This is a genomic window from Stenotrophomonas sp. SPM (assembly GCF_003105135.1).
GTDB lineage: Bacteria > Pseudomonadota > Gammaproteobacteria > Xanthomonadales > Xanthomonadaceae > Stenotrophomonas.
On record NZ_QETL01000001.1, the window covers coordinates 147807 to 166251 of the forward strand.

Here is an 18445-nt window from a genome sequence, read left to right on the forward strand (position 1 = left end):
GGCAGGCGCAATGGCTCCGTCAGGACTTCGTTTCGGGCGCCAGGATGCGCTGCTCTGCGGCCTCAACGCGGACGCGGACTAACTCACCTGCTGAAGCTGAGGGCTCTAGCCAGCGTTGCGGGGCACCACCAGGCAGTGGCCTCTCAGCCAGCTGACAAGTTCCGCCTTCGGCATAGGCTTGGCAAACAGATAGCCCTGGAAGTGATCACAGCCCAGACCCATCAGCAGGTCGCGTTGCGCCGCGGTTTCCACGCCTTCGGCCAGCGCGCTCATGCCCATCACCTGGGAAATCTCCACGATCTTGCCCAGCAGGTGCTGCGCGCGCTCCTGGGTGGTGGCCTCGTCAACGAAGTTGCGGTCGATCTTCAACTTGCGTACCGGCAACGTGCGCAGCGTGGACAGGCCGGAGAAACCGGTGCCAAAGTCGTCCAGCGCCCAGGTCACGCCCAGTGCTTCCAGCCCCTTCATCTTCTCGATCGTCTCAGCGGTCTCCGCCGACAGCGCCGACTCGGTCAGTTCCAGCTCGACCAACGCCGGATTCACCCCCGCATCGCGGATGACGGCGCTGATCGCTGATACGAAGCCGTCGTCCAGCAACTGGATGGGGCTGATGTTGACCGCCACCCGCAGGTTGCGGGTCTCGGCTTGGCTGGCCCACTGCACCAGCAGCTCGCAGGCCTGCCGCAGCACCTCAAGTCCGATGTCACGGATCGCGCCGCTTTCCTCGGCCTGCGCAATGAAGGCACCCGGCGGCAGCAGTTCGCCGGAAGGACGCCGCCAGCGAACCAGCGCTTCCACGCCAGTCACCACACCATTACCGCGCACCTGCGGCTGGTAGTGCACTTCGATCTCGCCATTGCGCACTGAGCGACCCAGCTCGCGCTCCAGGCGCAGCCGGTTGCCGATGTCCTTGCGGTAGATCGCGAAGATCGCGGCCAGTAGGGTCATCGATATGACCGTATTGGAGCGCGCGCCCCACACGCGGACTTCAATGGGCGGCGACGTGCCGGGGGCCAGGAAATCCAGCGCGCCGATGGCGAATGACGCAAACGTCGCCAGGCAGACCAGCGGGAACACCAGCGAGCCGTAACGCTCGCGCGCATCGAAGGTGAAGGCAGCGCCCGCCGCGAGCGGCAGCATGAACAGATGCCCAGAGCGCGGCACCCAGGCGATCGGGGCATCAATCACCGCCACGCCCACCACGGACAGGAATACGCCATGGGCGACGATCAGCAAAGACGTGGCATCGGCGCGCCGGCTGCGGGCCAGGGCGAGAACGCCGACCGCCATCACGCCGAGGAAGGGCGCGGCCAGCTCGGCGCGGTCAACGTAGAGGTAACACGCCGTCCAACCCAGTCCCAGGAGAATGCATGAGACGCCGGCAAGCTTCAAAATGGTGCCAATCTTCCTGCGGCGCGGTGCCTCCTGGAACTTCGGCAGGCCCTGCCATTTCCGCGCTGCTCTGTTGGGCATCTACCGAAGCATCCTTTTGGCATCCGGAGCGCGCGTGGTCGCGCCCCGGACGAAGGGTAGCAAAGCCCGCGCCCGGGCCAAATAGTGTCGATTTTCTGGCGCGGGCCCGCTTCATGCGTCCTGCCCCTCATCACGCCTCGTCAACGTCGTTGAACCATTCAAAAGACGCTTGAAATCCGCTGCATCCAACCGGCCTCGATGGGACGTAGAGGTAGGCACAACGCGCTGCAAAAGCTGCCACTGGCGCGTTATCCGCAGGCACCCCTGCATTCATCAAGAGGCCGAACGGCCTCGTCCAGTGAGGAAACGAACATGCGTAGCCAGATCCAGCGTCTTGCCATTGCCGCGGGCATCGCGGTCGCCTGTACCGCACCCGCAGTGTTTGCCGCCGACAACCCGATGGTGGGCGGCGCACCGATGTATGCCAACAAGACCATCGTGGAAAATGCCTCCACGGCCAAGAACCTCAGCACCTTGGTGGCTGCGGTGAAGGCTGCCGGGCTGGTTGATACGCTGAGCGGCAAGGGCCCGTTCACCGTGTTCGCGCCCGCCAACGAAGCCTTCGACAAGCTTCCGGCCGGTACCGTGGATACGCTGCTGAAGCCTGAAAACAAGGCCAAGCTGACCAAGCTGCTGACCTACCACGTGGTATCGGGCACCTACACCTCGACCCAGCTGACCGCCGCCGCCCGCAGCCATGGTGGCACCGGCACGTTGAAGACCGTGCAGGGCGAGCCGCTGACAGTGAAGCTGCAGGACGGCAAGGTCTGGGTGATCGATGCCAAGGGTGGCAAGGCCTCGGTGACGACCGCTGATGTCATGCAGTCCAACGGCGTGGTGCACGTAGTCGACAGTGTATTGATGCCGAAGTGAAAGCGGCCGGCGGAGCCCATGCTCATGCATGGGCTCCGCTCTGCGGCGACAGCGCTCAGTGCGCCTGCTGCGGCCGGCGCGCGTCCAGTGCTTCCTTGATGCGCGCGATATCGCGGCCGCCCGCGTCGGCGAGACGACGGACCTGCTGCCGCTCTTTGCGCGGTAACGGCGCCGCATGATCGTGCGGGGCAGCTTGGACGAGCCGGGCGACCGCTTCGCGCAACGGCAGCTCCGGGTACAACCGCGCGGCACACCAGCGCTCTGCGAAGCGTTTGCCCTGGCGGATGCTGGCAGCTCGCACATCCTTGGTATGCCACATCTTCTGCCCCTTCATCCAGAGGCGAACGCCCGGCCGTCCATCCGGAATGACCGCGGCTACTTCGCGCGCGTTCCACCATAACGCCCAACGCTCGCCGGTCTGCACCCAGCCAGAGGGGTTGGGTGCGCGCTGGAAGCCTTGATGTGCGGAGGACGTAAGCATGGCCCAGAGAATACGGAGGGCGGTCTCACGGTCTGCGACGTCGGCGCTACGGCTGCATTTTCCGCTGCAGCGCCTGCCGGATCCGCTGCGCCGGCGCCCCATCCACGCGGGCCTCCAGTATGTCCGCGAGCTCGGCAAGTGCGCCCTGCTCCACGCCGATGTTCATGCTCATTCCGATATGGGCGAATACCTGCGCCTCCGTACCCTCGATCACGGACAACATGCCGAGCGTTGCCAGTTCGCGGCTCTGCCAACCCAGGTTGTCGCGCGCGAAGAGGTCGCCGAACAGGTGGGTGCGCAGGTACGTATTGGCCTCGGGCGCGAAATCAAATAGCGGACCCGCCACCGGGGCACCAGCCAGCCGCGTCTGGTTGTCCGTCCCGACCTTCAATAAGGCCTCGCCCTGCGGCGCAGGTGTGCTGGGTTGGCGCCCGGCGTCGTCATGCAGGCCACGCGCCGCGCGTGCCTGCACAACCTCCATCAACTGACCCAGTGCGTTGAGGCTGCGGGGAAAGCCCGCGTAGGCGTACAGCTGCAACAGCACCTCGCGCACCTCGCTGATGCTGAGGCCCTCATCCAGTCCCGCGTCCAGCGTCGGCTTCAGGCGCTCGAAGTTGCCTGAGGCCGCGAACGCTGCAATCGGAACCAGCGCTTGCTGCCGGGGGCTCAGCGATGCAAGGGCCGGCATTTGGTTATGGGATGAGGTGTTCATGGGCAAGGGCTCCCGTGCGTTGGTGGCGGGCAGCCCCGCCAGGATGAGTGTGGCGAGCAGCAGCCACGAGCTGGCTTTAGTGGGCGTTGTACTGGGCGTCGTCCACCTTCTCCATCCACGCCACGTTGCGGCCATCCATCGTGCCGGTCACTGCCAAGTGGGTCATGGCGATACCGAGTGCGGCGCCGTGCCAGTGCTTTACGCCCGGCGGGCACCAGACAACGTCCCCGGGACGAATAACCTGCACCGGCTTGCCCCACTCCTGCACCAGCCCTACCCCGCTGCTGACCACCAGCCTCTGCCCGGCCGGGTGGGTGTGCCAGGCCGAGCGCGCGCCCGGCTCGAAGGTGACCAGGCCGCCGGATGCAGGAATGCCGCCCTCGGCCGGCCAGACCGGATCGATCCGCACGCGGCCGGTGAAGTACGCCTCCGGGCCGGACTGCGATGCCTGCTCGCCAGCGCGGGCGATGGTCTGCTGGCCGGCATGCGCGGCAGGCAGCGCCGTGGCGCCAAGGGCGAGCATGAGGATGGGAGTATTCATGGTGTTGGCTCCTGCGTGGGGGGGTCGGCGTAGAAGTTCAGGCGGGCTCGGATTGACTGCGGGTTACCTGTGCCGGCAGCTGGCGTTGACCCGCCGCGGTGCGCCAAGCCAGCACGACAGCCACGCCCAGTACGCCCGCACTGGCGGCGAAGGTGCTGCCGTGGCCACCGTGGTCGTACAGTGCGCCGCCAAGGGTGGACCCCACGGCAATGGAGCACTGCACGACCGCCACCATCAGACCACCGCCGGCCTCGGCGTCATCCTTGAAGGTGTCCGCCAGCCAGCTCCACCAGCCCACCGGTGCGGCGGTGGCGAACAGCCCCCACACCGTGAGCAGTGCGGCGACCGGCCAGAGCTGGGCGCCGAACGGCACGAGCAGCACGGCGATGGCCGCCATCAGCATGGGAATGGCTATCAGCGTGCGGTACAGCCCATACGTGAGTGCGCGGCCGACCAGTACGGTGCCGATGAAACCGGATAGCCCGATGGCCAACAGAACCATCGTTACCGCGGTGGTGCCCGCGTGGGTCACGGTTTCCAGGAATGGACGGACATAGGTGAACAGCGCGAACTGGCCCATGAAGAAGGCACCACAGGCGGCCATGCCCCATCGCACCTGCCGGCGCCGCAGCAGTGCCAGCACGTTGCCTGGCGCGGCGGCGGTGCGTGCAGGCATGCGCGGCAGGCTTGCCCACTGCCATGCGAACGCCAGCGCCGCGACCGGAAGCAGGCACAGGAACGCACCGCGCCAGCCGATGATCCCGCCGAGATAGCTGCCCAGCGGCGCCGCGACCACCGTGGCCAGCGCATTGCCGCCGTTGAAGATGGCCAGGGCACGTGGGACCTGTGCGGGGGGAACCAGGCGCATGGCGGTCGCTGCCGACAGTGACCAGAACCCACCGACGACCACGCCGATGAGCGCCCGCCCGGCCATGTACAGCGAGTAGCTGTGCGCGGTGGCCACGACCACGCCGGACACCGCCATCAGCGCGGTGAGCAGCAACAGGACCGTTCGCCTGTCCATCCGCCCTGCCAATCGCGCAATCGACAGGCTGGTGAGCACGGCAAAGGCGCCGGAGATGGCGATGCCATAGCCCGCCAGGCCCTCGCTCACCCGCAGGTCGACGGCCAGCGGTGTGAGCAGGCTGACCGGCATGAACTCCGAGGCGATCAGCGCAAACACGCACAGGGTCATCGCGAAGACGCCACCCCAATGTGCGCTTGCCGGTGCGTTGTGGACGTCGGCCATCACGGTGCCACCAATCCCTTCTGGAAGAACGCGGTCAGTCGGTTGAAGGGAACCAGCTGGGTGCGGTCGTACAGGTCCACATGCCCTGCCCCTTTCACCCAATGGAGTTCCTTCGGCTCGCCTGCACGACGATAGGCGTCTTCGCTGAACTCACGTGAGTGGGCCTGGTCGCCGCTGATGAACAGCATCGGGCGCGGCGCGATGGTTTCGATATCGTTGAACGGATAGAAGTTGAGGAACTTCACCAGGCTGCTGAACAGCGGCATGGTGGTCTGGTCCGCCTGCTGCCCAGCCGGGGTATAGGCCCCCCGAGGGGTGCGGTAGAAATCGAAGAACTCGCGCTGGACCTCCGGCGTCTCCGCGCTGAGTTCGGTGGCCGTGCCCGGCACGTAACGTGGTGCGGCACCGTTGAATTCTGCCTGGCGCTGTTCGATGGCGGACTGGATCATCGTCTTGCGCTCGGCCAGATTCTGCGATGCATTGAGGCCATTGCGTGCTGCCGAGCCCATGTCGTACATGCTGACCGTGGCGATGGCCTTGATGCGCGGATCGATCTTCGCCGCGCTGATCACGAAGCTGCCGCTGCCGCAGATGCCGAGCGCGCCGATGCGGCGCGCATCAACGGTCGACTGGATCGCCAGGAAATCCACGGCGGCACTGATGTCATCGGCGTAGATTTCCGGCGCGACCATATGGCCCGGTGTCCCTTCGCTCTCGCCCCAGAAGGAAAGGTCGATCGCCAGGGTGACAAAGCCCTGCTCGGCCAGCCTCTGCGCATAGAGATTGGAGCTTTGCTCCTTCACTGCACCCATCGGGTGGCCGACCACGATGGCCGGGTACTTCATGCCGGGTGTGCGGTCCCTGGGCAGGAACAGGTTGCCGGCTACCTTCATCTGGTACTGGTTGCGGAACGTCACCTTCTGCAAGGTGACGCGCTCGCTGCGGTAGAAATTGTCGGCGCCGCGGGAGAGATCCTGCGCGGACGCCGTCATCGAGCCGGCCACCAGGCCGGCAAGGAGGAGCAAATGCTTCATGGTCGGGGTCTCTTCAGGCAGGAAGCGTGGCGGTGTCCATCACGAAGCGGTACTTCACGTCGCCCTTGAGCATGCGTTCGTAGGCGTCGTTGATCTGATCGGCACGGATCAACTCGATGTCGGCGACTACGCCGTGCTCGGCGCAGAAATCAAGCATCTCCTGCGTTTCAGCGATGCCGCCGATCATCGACCCGGCCAGCGTGCGGCGCTTCATGATGAGGTTGAACACCGCCGGCGACGGATGCGGCGTTGCCGGTGCACCGACCAGCACCATGCCGCCATCGCGCTTGAGCAGGACCAGGTAGGCGTCGAGATCGTGCGGGGCCGCCACGGTATTGATGATCAGATCGAACGATTTCGCGTGCGCGGCCATTTCGTCCGCCGAACGGGACACGACCACTTCATCGGCACCGAGCGCCACGGCCGCGTCGCGCTTGCTCTCCGAGGTGGTGAACGCAACCACGTGTGCCCCCAGCGCATGGGCCAGCTTCACACCCATCTGGCCCAGGCCGCCGATGCCCACGATGCCGACCTTGCTGCCCGGGCCGGCATTCCAGTGCTTCAGCGGTGACCAAGTGGTGATGCCGGCGCACAGCAGGGGTGCGACGGCGGCCAGCTGGTCTTCCGGGTGGCGGACGTGCAGTACGTAGCGCTGGTGCACGACGATCTGCTCCGAATAGCCACCGAGGGTATGGCCCGGCGCGTCGGCGGTGGCGCCGTTGTAGGTGCCAACCATGTTGTCGCAGTAGTTCTCCAGGCCATCGCCGCAGTCCTGGCAATGCCGGCAGCTGTCGACGATGCAGCCGACGCCGACCAGATCGCCCGCTTTGAAGCCCTGCACCTGGGCGCCCACGGCGACCACGCGGCCGACGATCTGGTGCCCGGGCACGCAAGGGTACAGGGTGCCGGCCCACTCGGCGCGGACCTGGTGCAGATCCGAGTGGCAGATGCCGCAGTAGGCGATGGCGATCTGGACGTCATCGGCGCCGGGTGCGCGGCGGGCGATGTCGATGGCTTCAAGGGGGCGATCGCCCGCGTGGGCGCCGTAGGCTTTGACGGAGAGGGTCATGGCCGGTGCATCCTGGGATGGGGAGTGGTCACCATTCTGACCAGACCCCATTGCCTTGATTAGCCAATGGAACCTTTTAGGGTCTATTAGCGTACTTAATCAATCCGTCATGCCACACTGGCCCTATGGCCAGACGCAACCTCAACGATCTCCTTGCCTTCGTCACCGTCGCCCGGGAAGGCAGCTTCACCCGCGCGGGGGCCGTGCTGGGTGTCTCCCAGTCGGCGCTGAGCCAGGCCATCAAGGCGCTGGAAGAGCGGCTGCAGATCCGACTACTGACCCGCACCACGCGCAGCGTCTCGGCCACGCCGGCTGGCGAGCGCCTGCTGGAGGCAATCGGAAATCGTTTTGATGAAATCGAGGCCGAGCTGGATGCATTGACCGAGCTGCGGGAGAAACCCGCCGGCACCGTGCGTCTCACCTGCGGCGACCACGTGCTGCGGACAGTGCTGCTGCCGCGGCTGCAGCCACTGATGCAGCGCTACCCGGACGTGAACATCGAATTCGACGTGAACTACGGCCTGCGTGACATTGTGGCCGATCGCTTCGATGCCGGGGTCCGCCTGGGCGAGAGCATCGACCGCGACATGGTCGCACTGCCGATCGGGCCACCGCTGCGCATGGCCGCGGTAGCGACGCCAGACTACTTCAGCCGGCACCCGGCGCCGAAAGTGCCGGCTGACCTGACTGCGCACAACTGCATCAACATGCGCTTCCCCACCACCGGCGGTCTGTACGTCTGGGAGTTCGAGCGACGCGGCCGGCAGGTGAATGTGCGGGTGGATGGGCAGGCGACCTTCAACAGTTCGCCGCACATCGTGCTGGCAGCGCTGCAAGGCCTCGGCATCGCCTTCCTGCCCGAAGAAGAGTTCGCGCCGCACCTGCAGGAAGGGCGGCTGGTCCGCACGTTGCAGGACTGGTGCCCGCCCTTCTCCGGTTACCACCTGTACTACCCGAGCAGAAAGCAGCACTCTCCTGCTTTTGCGCTGGTCATCGAGGCGCTGCGGGTTGCGGCCGATTGACGGCAGACAGGGCCCCGGCAGAACCGAGGCCCCTGTCGCTTACTTTTCCTGCAGGAAGGTCAGCAGGTCCTGGTTGACCTTGTCCTTGTGGGTATCGGTCAGGCCGTGCGGCGCACCCGGGTACACGATCAGCTTCGCACCCTTGATGAGCTTGGCCGACTGGCGGCCGGAGATGTCGATCGGCACAATCTGGTCGTCATCACCGTGGATGACCAGGGTCGGCACGTCAAACTTCTTCAGGTCGGCGCGGAAGTCGGTGGCCGAGAACGCGGCGATCGAGTCGTAAGTGTTCTTGTGGCCGCCCTGCATGCCCTGCGCCCACCAGGCGTCGATCAGGCCCTGCGAGACCTTCGCACCCGGGCGGTTGAAGCCGTAGAACGGGCCCGACGGGATGTCCTTGTACAGCTGCGCGCGGTTATCCATCTGCGCCTTGCGGATGCCATCGAACACTTCGATCGGCAGGCCGTTGGGGTTGTCGGCGGTCTTCAGCATGAAGGGCGGCACCGCGCTGATCAGCACGGCTTTTTTGACCCGGCCGGTGCCATGGCGGCCGATGTAGCGCGCCACTTCGCCGCCACCGGTGGAGAAGCCGACCAGGGTCACGTCGTGCAGGCCGAGGGTGTCGATTACCGTGGCGAGGTCGTCGGCGTAGTGATCCATGTCGTTGCCATCCCAGGGCTGGCTGGAACGGCCGTGGCCCCGACGGTCGTGCGCGATCACCCGGTAGCCGTGGTTGGCCAAGAAGATCATCTGCGATTCCCAGCTGTCCGAGTTCAGCGGCCAGCCGTGGCTGAAGGTGACGACCGGGCCGTCCTTCGGGCCCCAGTCCTTGTAGTACAGCTGCACGCCATCGGCGGTGGTGATGTAGCTGGCGGTGCGCGCGATGCTGGTGACGGCGGCCGGCGTGGCCGGTTCGGCAGCCTGGGCGGACAGACCGGCCTGGACCGACAGGGCCAGCGCTGTGGCGGCCAGGGTGCGGGTGATGGTTTTCATGGAGGAACTCGCGTGAGTGGGTGATGTGAGACGTACTGTGGCCGGTGCGCAGGCGTTTCGGTTACGTATGGTCCGTAATACTTGATACATCGTCTTGCACCGATGCGCGGATCAGCGCATGGGACGATTGCGGAAGCCCCTCATGTGCACAGGGCGCTCGCTGGGGCGCCCTGCGGTCCAACGCATTGCTGCAGACAACGGCGTTGTCAGATGTCCTGGTGGTGGTGTGCCAGCGGGGCCACGGGTGCCTCGCCACCGCCCACGAAGTGGCGGACCACGGGGGCACGTTCGCCCTTGTGCAGCGCCCGCAGCGCTTCCTGGATCAGCTTGTCGTCGGCGGTGATGCGTTCGTGCTGGCGAAGGTGTTCCAGCCAGGACGCCGCAACGAAATACTCCAGGTGGATGCCCGGGCTGGCCACATCCTCGACGACACCCCAGACCACCGCACCATCGCGGCGGCGGATGATGCCCAGCTGATGCATGTGTGTGTGGAAGGCCGCGCGGTCTGCGTTGTCGATGCGGTACTCAAGGGTGACCAGCACCGGGCCGCGATCATGCGAGACGGCTACCGACAGCTCCGGTGCGGGCCAGTGCCCGGCCGGACGCAGGTTCAGTTCTTCGGTGCCAGCAATGCGCACGCGCCACACCAGCAGGCCACCGACCGCCGCACCGATGGCGGCCACCAGCAGGGCCAGTTCCGGCGAGGTCTGTTGCGCCAGTGCGCCCCAGCTCAGGCCACCAGCGGCCATGCCGGCCGAGAAGATCATGATGTACAGCGCCAGGGCGCGCGCACGCACCCAGGCCGGCACCGACGTCTGCGCTGCGATCTGCAGCGAGGACAACACGGTGATCCAGGCAAAGCCATTGATCATCATTACCGGCGGCAGCAGGTACCAGCTGCGCAGCAGCGCCAGGCCCACCAGGCTGGCCGCCAGGGCGAGCGTGGCCAGCAGCACCAGCATGTCCCGGTCGAGCTTTGCACGCAGCTTGGGCAGCAACAGTGCACCACCGACCGCGCCGATGCCGATGCAGCCCAGCAACATGCCGTACTGCCCTGCCCCGCCGTGCATCTGGCCGCGCACCACTACCGGCAGCAGCGCGTTGGCGGCGGCGGCAAAGAAGAAGAAGCCGACCGACTTGATCAGCACGGCCTGTAGCTTGCCGGCCTTGGTGGCGTAACGGATGCCTGCCTTGAGGCCGGCACCGAAACCTTCCGGCGGCAGGCTGGACGCGGTCGCGTCGCGCTTCCACGCCCACACCACCACCAGCATGGCGGCAAAGGTGATGGCGTTGAAGGCGAACGCGTACATGGCACCGAGCTGGGACACGATGACGCCACCGATGGCCGGACCAATCGAGCGCGCGATGTTGATGCCGATCGAGTTGAGTGCAACCGCCGACGCCAGCATCGGCTGCGGCACCAGTTCGGACACGATCGCGGCCTGGGCCGGCATCGCCATCGCCGCGCCGCAACCCATGCAGAACGTCAGCAGCACCAGCAGTTCCGGGCTGAGCATCTGCAGGTGGGTCAGCACGGCCATCACCAGTGCCACCAGCAGCATCCAGCCCTGGGTGACTATCAGGTACCTGCGGCGGTCGACGATGTCGGCAAGCGTGCCGGCGGCCAGCGCCAGCAGCACGATCGGCACCGTGGTGGCCGACTGCACCAGGGCCACCATCAGCGGCGAGCCGGTGCGCTCGGCCATGACCCAGGCCGCGGCCACGTCATTGACCCAGGTACCGATGTTGCTGGCCAGGATGGCCAACCACAGTGATCGGAACATGCCGATCTTCAGCGGGGACCAGGCACCGGCCTGGGGAGAGTTCTGTGATGCGGTTGCATTCACCATTGCCATGCTCCAACGATTGAGGCGAACAGCGTGTCCTGGCCGCCGGCCTGCTTCAGCGCAGGACCCGCATCCATCCAGGCCAGCTGCAGCTGCCATTGCCAGTGTTCGCTGGCTTGCCAGCGTGTTTCGGATTTGTATTGATTGCCGATGCGGCCGGAACCGCCTGCCGTACCGGGCAGTGCCACAAGCGGCGCCGGCGTGGTGTAGACCGCATCGGCGCGGCGGTGCTTCCAGGCCAGCTGCACGCCCAGTTCGGTGGTCACCGTTTCATGCAGGCGCAGGGCCAGCGTGGGCTGGATGTCCATCAGGTTGGCCGGGGCCAGCAGGCTGGCTTCGCTGAAGTACGCCGACTTCGGGTACAACGCATTGAACGTGCCCAGGCGACCATCGTGCAGGTTGCCATCGCCACTGGCGATGTCCGCCTTGACGCCCAGCCGCGGCTGCAGCGGGACGTTCTGCCACTGCCAGCCGGTATCGGTGGCGACCGTCCAGGCACGGATGTCCAGATCGGTCGCCGCCGTGCGCAGTTCGCCGCCCTGTGCGACCAGCTCGGTGTTCCAGTCCAGGCCGCCTGCACGGCCAAACCAGCGCGCGCCCACGGTCTGCCGGCGCTCGATGCCGCTGCCGGCGGCGAAGCGACCCGCCTCGCGGCGGTAGTCCAGGAGGTACAGGTCCCACTGGCCCGGGCCGTGGCCGCGGGCGGTGGTGGCGTAGGCACCCCACAGGTGCGCGCCGCGTTCGCCGCGGTCATCGAAGGCGCCCGGCCGGTTCTCGACCGCGCGCAGGGCCATCAGGTCCAACGTGCCCAGGCGACCGGCCCAGCCGACGCGCGCACCGTCGAAGGCCAGGCGGATGTTCGGCCCGTCACGCACCGACAGCAGCCGAGAGCTGCCATAGCCGGCTTCCTGCCGGCCGAGCTGCACGTGCATGCCGTTGGTTTCCCAGCGCCAGTAGGCCTGCTGGATGTCCAGCGCGCCGCGATCGGTCTTGCCCGGGCCGCCGGCCTTGCCTTCTTCGGCATGGGCGCCCAGCTGCAGCATGGCCTGCCAGTTGTCCTCGCGGTAGCGCGCCGATGCGAGGGCGCGCAGCAGCCCGTAGCCGTCCTCGCTTTCGCCGATGCCGAACCGGGTCGGGTCGTAATACATGCCGCGCAGGCGCAGCGAGGCGTCCAGCTGCAGCTGGCCATCGCCGAGGTTGGTGCAGGCGCCGCCGTCACAGGCCAGCGCCAGTGACGGCGTGGCCAGCAGGGCCAGGGGCAGAAGTACCGCACACTGGCGGGCAGCCTTTGCTGGCCGCGTGGCTTCGGAGGGAACGGTGTGGGCCATCGACCGCAGGGGTTCGTGGGGGCAGCACAGCTTGACGCTGCCTCGCGTGGCGACGTAGCCCTGTTGGTTGGCTGCGTTGATTACTCTTTCGGGTTACGTGCGGCGCCTACCAGATCGATCACGCGCCGGCCAAAGGAACAGGCGTCGAGGGAATACGCGCCTGGCCCAAGCAGCAACAGGCCCAGCGGCAGCAGGACGAGCGCGGTCAACGGCCCGCTCCAGAGCATCACGCCGGTCGCCAGCCGCACGGCGAACAGGGTGAGCCATCCGGCCGCGACCAGCGCCGAGACCAGCAGCGAGGCGGCGGTGTGCCACGGGTCGTCACCGATCGACAGGCACAGCGATGCGGCCAGGCACAGGCGCATCCAGAGCAGCCCGATGCAGGGCGCCCTGTCAGGGAACATCACGTAAAGCCGCTGCAAGATCGCTGCCCCTGAGCCATGAAGCGCATTAGTAGCCGACGCGATCGGTTTCCACCTGCCCCGGACGGGGTATATCGAACCCTGCGTCAGCCCGGCGAACCGGGTGGCGCGATCCCTTATAGTTCCACCCTTCAGAGCGAACTGTCGGCACACCATGCCCTACATTGGAATCGGACTCCACTTCATCGCGGCCATTTATTTCGCCGTCCACGCCATTCGCTCGGGCCAGAGCCTGTACTGGCTCCTGCTGCTGTTCTCGTTTCCGCTGCTGGGCAGCCTGGTGTATTTCGTGGCGATCTACCTGCCCGAAATCCGCCATTCGCGTGGTGCCCGTCAGGTGGTTCACTCGGCCAAGCAGTTCATTGACCCGGGCAAGGGCGTACGCAATGCGCGGGCGGAGCTAGATCGCACACCCACCGTGCAGAACCGCGTAAGGCTTGGGATGGAGCTGCTGGGCTCCGGCCAGGCCGAGGAGGCCAGGACGCTGCTGGAGCAGGCCGCCAGCTCCCCGCTGGGCGATGACCCCTACATCCTGACTGGCCTGGCGCGTGCGCGCCTTGAATCCGGGAACGCCACGCTTGCCGTTGAGACGCTGCAAGGTCTGTTCGCCCGCCACCCGGATGTGCGCCGCAAACCCGAGCAGACCCTGCTGTACGCGCAGGCCCTGGCAGACAGCAATGCCCCGGGCGCCCAGGCGGCCTTCGAGCGCGCCGTGGAATGCGGCAACGATGCTGCGGCGCGCTGCCTGTACGCCGAGTGGCTGCTGGCCCAGCCGGATGCGGCGGACCGTGAGAAGAGCCGCAGCTTGTTTACCAGCATCCTGGACGATGCCCGGCATTGGTCGCGCCATGCGCGCAGCCACAATGCGCCGTGGCTGGAGCATGCCAGGGCGAGGTTGAAAGAGCTGGAACGGGCGCGCTGAGCGCCAGTAGATCCGCGCCAGGCGTGGAGGGTCGTCCGCGCAGGCACCCCACCCGTGGGTCGCCCTCAGCGCTGGTTGTCCTTGAGTAACAGCCAGGTGATCAGCGTGTCGTCCGGCCCTTGGGGGTCAAGGCGCAGACGCATGGGCTGACCCTGGATGCCCGTTTCGCGCTGGCCGACCTGCTGCGCACGGATGTGGATCTGCAGATCACGGCGAACCTGACCCGCAACTGGTCACGGGTGGCGTCGGTACCGGAACCGGACGACCGGCTGGCCGACCAGACGCCCCTGAGCGGTAACGTGGGTCTGCATTGGCAGGCCTCCAAGCGTTTCTCCAGCAGTGTGGACTACAGCTACAGCGGCGGTGGCACCAACCGGCTCAGTGCCGAGTGGGCATCAAAGTGCAGTATGAGAAGAGACTGTAGAGCCATGCCATGCGTGGATGCGTTCCGTGCAACGAGGTCAGATCCCTTTCCTGCGGAAAGGGATCCGACCCCTGCCCTGCTTACAGGAAGTCGTAGCTCAGGGTGAAGCGTACATTGCGCCCCGGCTGCGACCAGCGGCCGATGCCATCAGGGCTGGTTGCACCCTGGAAGATCGCGGTACCGGCACCGGCGGTACGCACGCGGTTCCACAGGTAGTACTCCTTGTCGAACACGTTGTAGACGCCGGCCGTCAGGTTGATCTTCGGGGTGATGGCGTAGCTGCCGAACACATCCAGCAGCGTGTACTCACGTGCCTTGTAGGCGTAGACCGGCACCACTTCGACGCCGTAGCTGCCGTTGGTGATGCTCTTGCCGTAGTCCGACGGGGCCTTGCGCTGCTGGTGGGTGATGTTGGCGGTGACGCTCCAGCGGCGCGACGGCGCGTTGTAGGTCAGGCCGCCCACGGCCTTGGCCGGGATGATGCTGGCCAGCGGCTCACCGTCGTTGTCGGTGCCTTCGTTGTACGAGTAGGCCACACGGGCCAGCCAGTCATCAGCCAGCAGCCACATGCCCTCGGCTTCCACGCCCTTCACTTCCACGTCGCCGCGGTTGATCGGCATGGTGTAGGTGTAACCGTTGCTGACCACGCCGCGGCCGTTGCGGTACTGGATGCCTTCGTCGGCCAGGTACTGGGCGGTGTCGATGAAGTTGCTGTACTTGTCACGGAACACCGACACGCCCACGCGCAGGCGATCGCTCTGGAAGCGCCAGCCCATCTCCAGGTTCAGGCTGCGCTCGGCAGCCAGGTCCGGGTTGCTCCGGCCATCGGGCAACGACACGGTGGCACCGTCGGATACGCGGGTGTAGTCAGTGCTGGACGCGCTGCCGTACATGTCGTTCACGCCCGGCGCGCGGAAGCCACGACCGCCCTGCACCCACAGCGACTGGGTGTCGGTGAACTTGAACTCGGCGCCCAGGTTCCAGGTCGGCGAGGAGAACCTGGAGACGCCGACGCTGCCCGCGTCGTCCTTGTAGCCCGACTGGCCGTTGCCGCCGGCCGAGGTCTCCGGGGTGTACTTGTAGCTGTCGTAACGCAGGCCGCCGGTCAGGCTGAGGCGGTCGTCGAGCAGCCGCACGCGGTCACGCACGTAGGCGGTCAGGTCGGTTTCGCGGGTGTCCGGCCACAACGACGGATCGGTATCGCGGGTGAACAGGCTGCCATCGTTGCCCCAGCGCGAGTCCACCGAGTTCCAGTGGATCTTTGCCTGCTGCCAGGCGGCACCGTAGACGATGTCATGGCGCAGGCCGGCGGCTTCAACGCTCTTGTCAAAGTCCAGGGCGACGCGGTTGCGCTTCTGCGTGTCCCAGCGGTTCTCCTGGCGCGAGCACGGGTCGGTGGTCGAGCATCGGGTGCCATAGGTGGCTGCGGTGCCGTTGGCCACCAGCACGTTGGTCTGGCCCTGGATGTAGTTCTTCTGGTAATCGGCGGTGGCTTCCATGCTGTCGAACAACGCGTTGTCCGCGCGCCAGGCGTACTTCAGGCCGTAACGGTCGCGGTCGCTGCGGTCTTCGGCGCTGCGGAAGAAGTACGAACCGGTGCCGTCGCTGCGGGTCCAGTTGTCGACATCGTTGGTGGAGCGGGCGCGCTCATACACCACGCCAAGGGTCTGGGTGTCGGTAGCCAGGAAGTTGACCTTGAACAGCAGGTTGTCGCTCTCGCGGTCGACCGGATCGGGCGTGCGGCGGCCCGGGCCAAGGCGATCGATGGTGGTGCCGTACCAGGATTCGGTCTCGTGGCCATCGCGCTTGGTGTAGACCAGCAGCGATTCGAACCTGCCGGTGCGGTTGGCCAGGGTCAGCGACCCCATGTTCTCGTCGCTGGAACCGGTGTAGCCATACTTCACCGAACCGAAGCTGTCGTTGCCGCTGGCCTTGAGGAAGTCGGCCGGGTCCTTGGTGATGAACATCATCGCGCCGCTGAGCGCACCGCTGCCGGCGGTGATCGCGTCGGCACCCTTGATGATCTCCACTGTCTTCACTGCTTCCAGATCGACGCTGCCGCGGCCGGAACGGAAGAACTCATAGGGCTGATAGGTGCCCGGGTCCATGCTCTGCGGGAAGCTCAGGCCGTCCAGGGTGATGGACACGCGATCCGCTTCCATGCCGCGGATGTTGAACCCGTTGAAACCGGCGCGACCGAGATCGACCATTTCCACGCCGGGCACGTAACGGATGGCGTCTTCCATGCTCTGCGCGCCCTGCTGCTGCAGGTTCTTGGCCGACAGCGTGGTGACGTTCTGGTTGTCGGACTTCCTGCGCGTCTCGGTCACCTGGATGGTGTCGAGGGTGCTGTCGGCTTCGAGCGCGGCCGCACGGGCGAGAGCCGGCACGGCGAGGCTGGTGGCAACGGCCAGGGCCAGCAGTGAGGGTTGCAGTTTCATCGGGAACTCCGCAGTTGTGGAAGGTGGTTGTGCCCGTGGGCGATGTGGCCCTGGGCGTTCCTGGCTGCGGAGCGCCGGAGTGCGGCGCGGTCTGCGTTGCTGGGAGTAATCGGTACTTGGGGGTGATTAGGGCCTTGAAACCTGCAGGCTGCCGATCTCGCTGCTGCCCTGCGCCTTCGCGGGAGGACTGCGGTCCTGGCCGGTATCGATCGGCACGGACAGGAATTCGTGACCACCGCCCTGCCGCGCGGCCTCGACCTGCACGCGGTACGCACCAGGCGGCTGCGCCTGGCCGCGATCATCGCGACCATCCCAGGCCACCGAATAGCGGCCGGGCATGCGGGTCGGCCGGGCGATGCCCTGGATGGCCGGCAGATCGTCGCGGCCGTAGCGGCGCCACCACTGGGGCAGATCCTGCAGGTAGCGCGAGCGCTCGCCCAGCACCAGCAGCTGGCGCACCGGGCTGCCATCCTCGCGGGCGATCCACATCGCCAGATAGGGCGCGTGATAGCGCTCGCTGGTCAGGTTGGGCACTTGGTAATCGATGACCAGCTGCTCGGGCGCAATGGCTGCACCGTCGGTGGCCAGCAGCAAGGCCGGCCAGCGCTGCGAGGCGAAGGCGGTACCGGTGTCGCTGAGGATGAGTGCGGCGACGTCCGGCATCGCATCGGCCAGTTCCAGCCCGGGGCGGATCGGCATCACCGACAGCGCGGTGGCCAGCGCATCGGCGCTGCTCGCATCTGGCGCCACCACCGTCGCCGACGGTGCGAACTGCATGGGCCAGCCCGACCAGGGGTCGAGCATGTGGCTGTACTGACGACGTCCCACCGTGTAGCCACGGGTGGCATGGCCGCTGGCAGCGATGGCCTGCGCGCGCAGCGCCACGGTGGCGAGCGCGGGCCGGTTGTCACGCGGTGCACGGGCGTCGGCAACGCCCACCGGCCAGGGTTGCCCTGCCCCGCTGGCCTGCCAGTAACGGGCATCGCCGCCGATGTCCAGACCGATCGCGGTGGCGGCAGGCGCTGCTGCACGGGCGGCGGCGAGGGCGCGATCGATGATGTAGCCCTTGGCCAGGGCATCGACATCGAACACCACTGTCTGCGGGCGGGTCACCGGCTCGCAGCCGTCAAGGCTGACCTCGGCGCTGGCCGCAGCCGATGCCATTGCACGCAGCTCCTCGCGCGTCGGCAGAACGCCGCTGTCCTGCGCCTGCCGCCAGCGCTGTGCCAGCGTACCCAGGCGGCAGCTGAAAAGCCCTTCGGTACGTGCCCGCCACTCCTCGCACAGACGCAGCACGGCGCGCAGATCGCCGGAAAGCTGCTGGGGCCCGCTGCTGGCATTGAAGCGACTGAGCTCGCTGTCCGCGCGCCAGCGGCTGAGCACGGCATCCAGCCGCTCGATCTCGGCGAGCGCCGCATGCTGGGCGGCAGCCGCCTGCGCTGCAGGCGCGTCAATGCGCAGGTCGAGCGAGGTGCCGAGCACATCGTCGCGGTACAGTTCGGCAGCGCCGGCGCTGCCGGCATGCAGTCCGCACAGCGTCACGCAGGTCGCCAGCAGCAGGTTGAAAAGGGACGTCATCGAGGGCTCGATCAGGCACGGGGCCTCCCGGACCAC

Annotated in this window: 16 protein-coding genes; 3 read left to right on the forward strand and 13 right to left on the reverse strand. The window is 66.8% G+C overall.

The features are described from left to right. Nucleotides 1–105: 105 nt before the first annotated feature. On the reverse strand, nt 106–1473 hold the full coding sequence (locus tag DCO49_RS00610) for an EAL domain-containing protein (protein WP_116862317.1): 1368 nt from the start codon (nt 1471–1473) through the stop codon (nt 106–108). Nucleotides 1474–1785: 312 nt separating this feature from the next. Between DCO49_RS00610 and DCO49_RS00615 the strand changes: the two genes are divergently transcribed. After that, nucleotides 1786–2346 carry a fasciclin domain-containing protein gene (locus tag DCO49_RS00615; RefSeq protein ID WP_116862318.1) on the forward strand — a complete coding sequence of 187 codons (561 nt, stop codon included), beginning with the start codon at nt 1786–1788 and terminating at the stop codon, nt 2344–2346. 55 nt (nt 2347–2401) lie between these two features. Here the strand turns inward: DCO49_RS00615 and DCO49_RS00620 are convergent, their stop codons facing one another. The 6 genes from DCO49_RS00620 to DCO49_RS00645 form a co-directional block, all read right to left on the reverse strand. Further along, complete coding sequence (locus tag DCO49_RS00620) at nt 2402–2827, reverse strand: hypothetical protein (protein ID WP_116862319.1); 426 nt, start codon at nt 2825–2827, stop codon at nt 2402–2404. 46 nt (nt 2828–2873) lie between these two features. Then, the gene (locus tag DCO49_RS00625; protein ID WP_116862320.1) at nt 2874–3539 is read right to left on the reverse strand and encodes a carboxymuconolactone decarboxylase family protein; all 666 of its coding nucleotides are present in this window, start codon (nt 3537–3539) and stop codon (nt 2874–2876) included. Nucleotides 3540–3615: 76 nt separating this feature from the next. Further along, nucleotides 3616–4080 (reverse strand): cupin domain-containing protein, encoded by a 465-nt coding sequence (locus tag DCO49_RS00630; RefSeq protein ID WP_116862321.1) that lies wholly within the window; start codon nt 4078–4080, stop codon nt 3616–3618. 37 nt (nt 4081–4117) lie between these two features. After that, on the reverse strand, nt 4118–5329 hold the full coding sequence (locus tag DCO49_RS00635) for an MFS transporter (RefSeq protein WP_116862322.1): 1212 nt from the start codon (nt 5327–5329) through the stop codon (nt 4118–4120). Beyond that, nucleotides 5329–6363, reverse strand: coding sequence for an alpha/beta hydrolase (locus tag DCO49_RS00640; protein ID WP_116862323.1), 1035 nt, complete (start codon nt 6361–6363; stop codon nt 5329–5331). The genes DCO49_RS00635 and DCO49_RS00640 overlap by 1 nt, the downstream gene beginning before the upstream one ends. Nucleotides 6364–6376: 13 nt before the next feature. After that, a complete protein-coding gene (locus tag DCO49_RS00645; protein ID WP_116862324.1) occupies nt 6377–7432 on the reverse strand; it encodes an NAD(P)-dependent alcohol dehydrogenase in 1056 nt (351 codons plus the stop codon). Between the two features lie 125 nt (nt 7433–7557). Between DCO49_RS00645 and DCO49_RS00650 the strand changes: the two genes are divergently transcribed. Next, nucleotides 7558–8454, forward strand: a complete 897-nt coding sequence (locus tag DCO49_RS00650; RefSeq protein ID WP_116862325.1) for a LysR family transcriptional regulator — start codon at nt 7558–7560, stop codon at nt 8452–8454. 39 nt (nt 8455–8493) lie between these two features. Here DCO49_RS00650 and DCO49_RS00655 read toward each other — a convergent pair whose 3' ends face one another. From DCO49_RS00655 to DCO49_RS00670, 4 genes are all read right to left on the reverse strand, one after another. Further along, nucleotides 8494–9447 carry an alpha/beta hydrolase gene (locus tag DCO49_RS00655; RefSeq protein WP_116862326.1) on the reverse strand — a complete coding sequence of 318 codons (954 nt, stop codon included), beginning with the start codon at nt 9445–9447 and terminating at the stop codon, nt 8494–8496. A gap of 206 nt (nt 9448–9653) precedes the next feature. After that, entirely contained in the window at nt 9654–11297 is a 1644-nt protein-coding gene (locus tag DCO49_RS00660; RefSeq protein ID WP_116862327.1) for an MFS transporter, read from the reverse strand. After that, nucleotides 11291–12622 (reverse strand): alginate export family protein, encoded by a 1332-nt coding sequence (locus DCO49_RS00665; RefSeq protein WP_116862328.1) that lies wholly within the window; start codon nt 12620–12622, stop codon nt 11291–11293. The genes DCO49_RS00660 and DCO49_RS00665 overlap by 7 nt, the downstream gene beginning before the upstream one ends. 80 nt (nt 12623–12702) lie before the next feature. Beyond that, complete coding sequence (locus DCO49_RS00670; RefSeq protein ID WP_116862467.1) at nt 12703–13044, reverse strand: hypothetical protein; 342 nt, start codon at nt 13042–13044, stop codon at nt 12703–12705. Between the two features lie 154 nt (nt 13045–13198). Here DCO49_RS00670 and DCO49_RS00675 point away from each other — a divergent pair, with 154 nt between their 5' ends. Next, the gene (locus DCO49_RS00675) at nt 13199–13966 is read left to right on the forward strand and encodes a tetratricopeptide repeat protein (RefSeq protein ID WP_116862329.1); all 768 of its coding nucleotides are present in this window, start codon (nt 13199–13201) and stop codon (nt 13964–13966) included. A gap of 504 nt (nt 13967–14470) precedes the next feature. On the opposite strand, the gene DCO49_RS00680 is transcribed toward DCO49_RS00675, so the two are convergent. Both DCO49_RS00680 and DCO49_RS00685 read right to left on the reverse strand, forming a co-directional pair. After that, nucleotides 14471–16831 (reverse strand): TonB-dependent hemoglobin/transferrin/lactoferrin family receptor, encoded by a 2361-nt coding sequence (locus DCO49_RS00680; protein WP_116862330.1) that lies wholly within the window; start codon nt 16829–16831, stop codon nt 14471–14473. A 126-nt stretch (nt 16832–16957) separates the two neighbouring features. Then, complete coding sequence (locus DCO49_RS00685; RefSeq protein WP_116862331.1) at nt 16958–18409, reverse strand: DUF2271 domain-containing protein; 1452 nt, start codon at nt 18407–18409, stop codon at nt 16958–16960. Between the last annotated feature and the right edge of the window lie 36 nt (nt 18410–18445).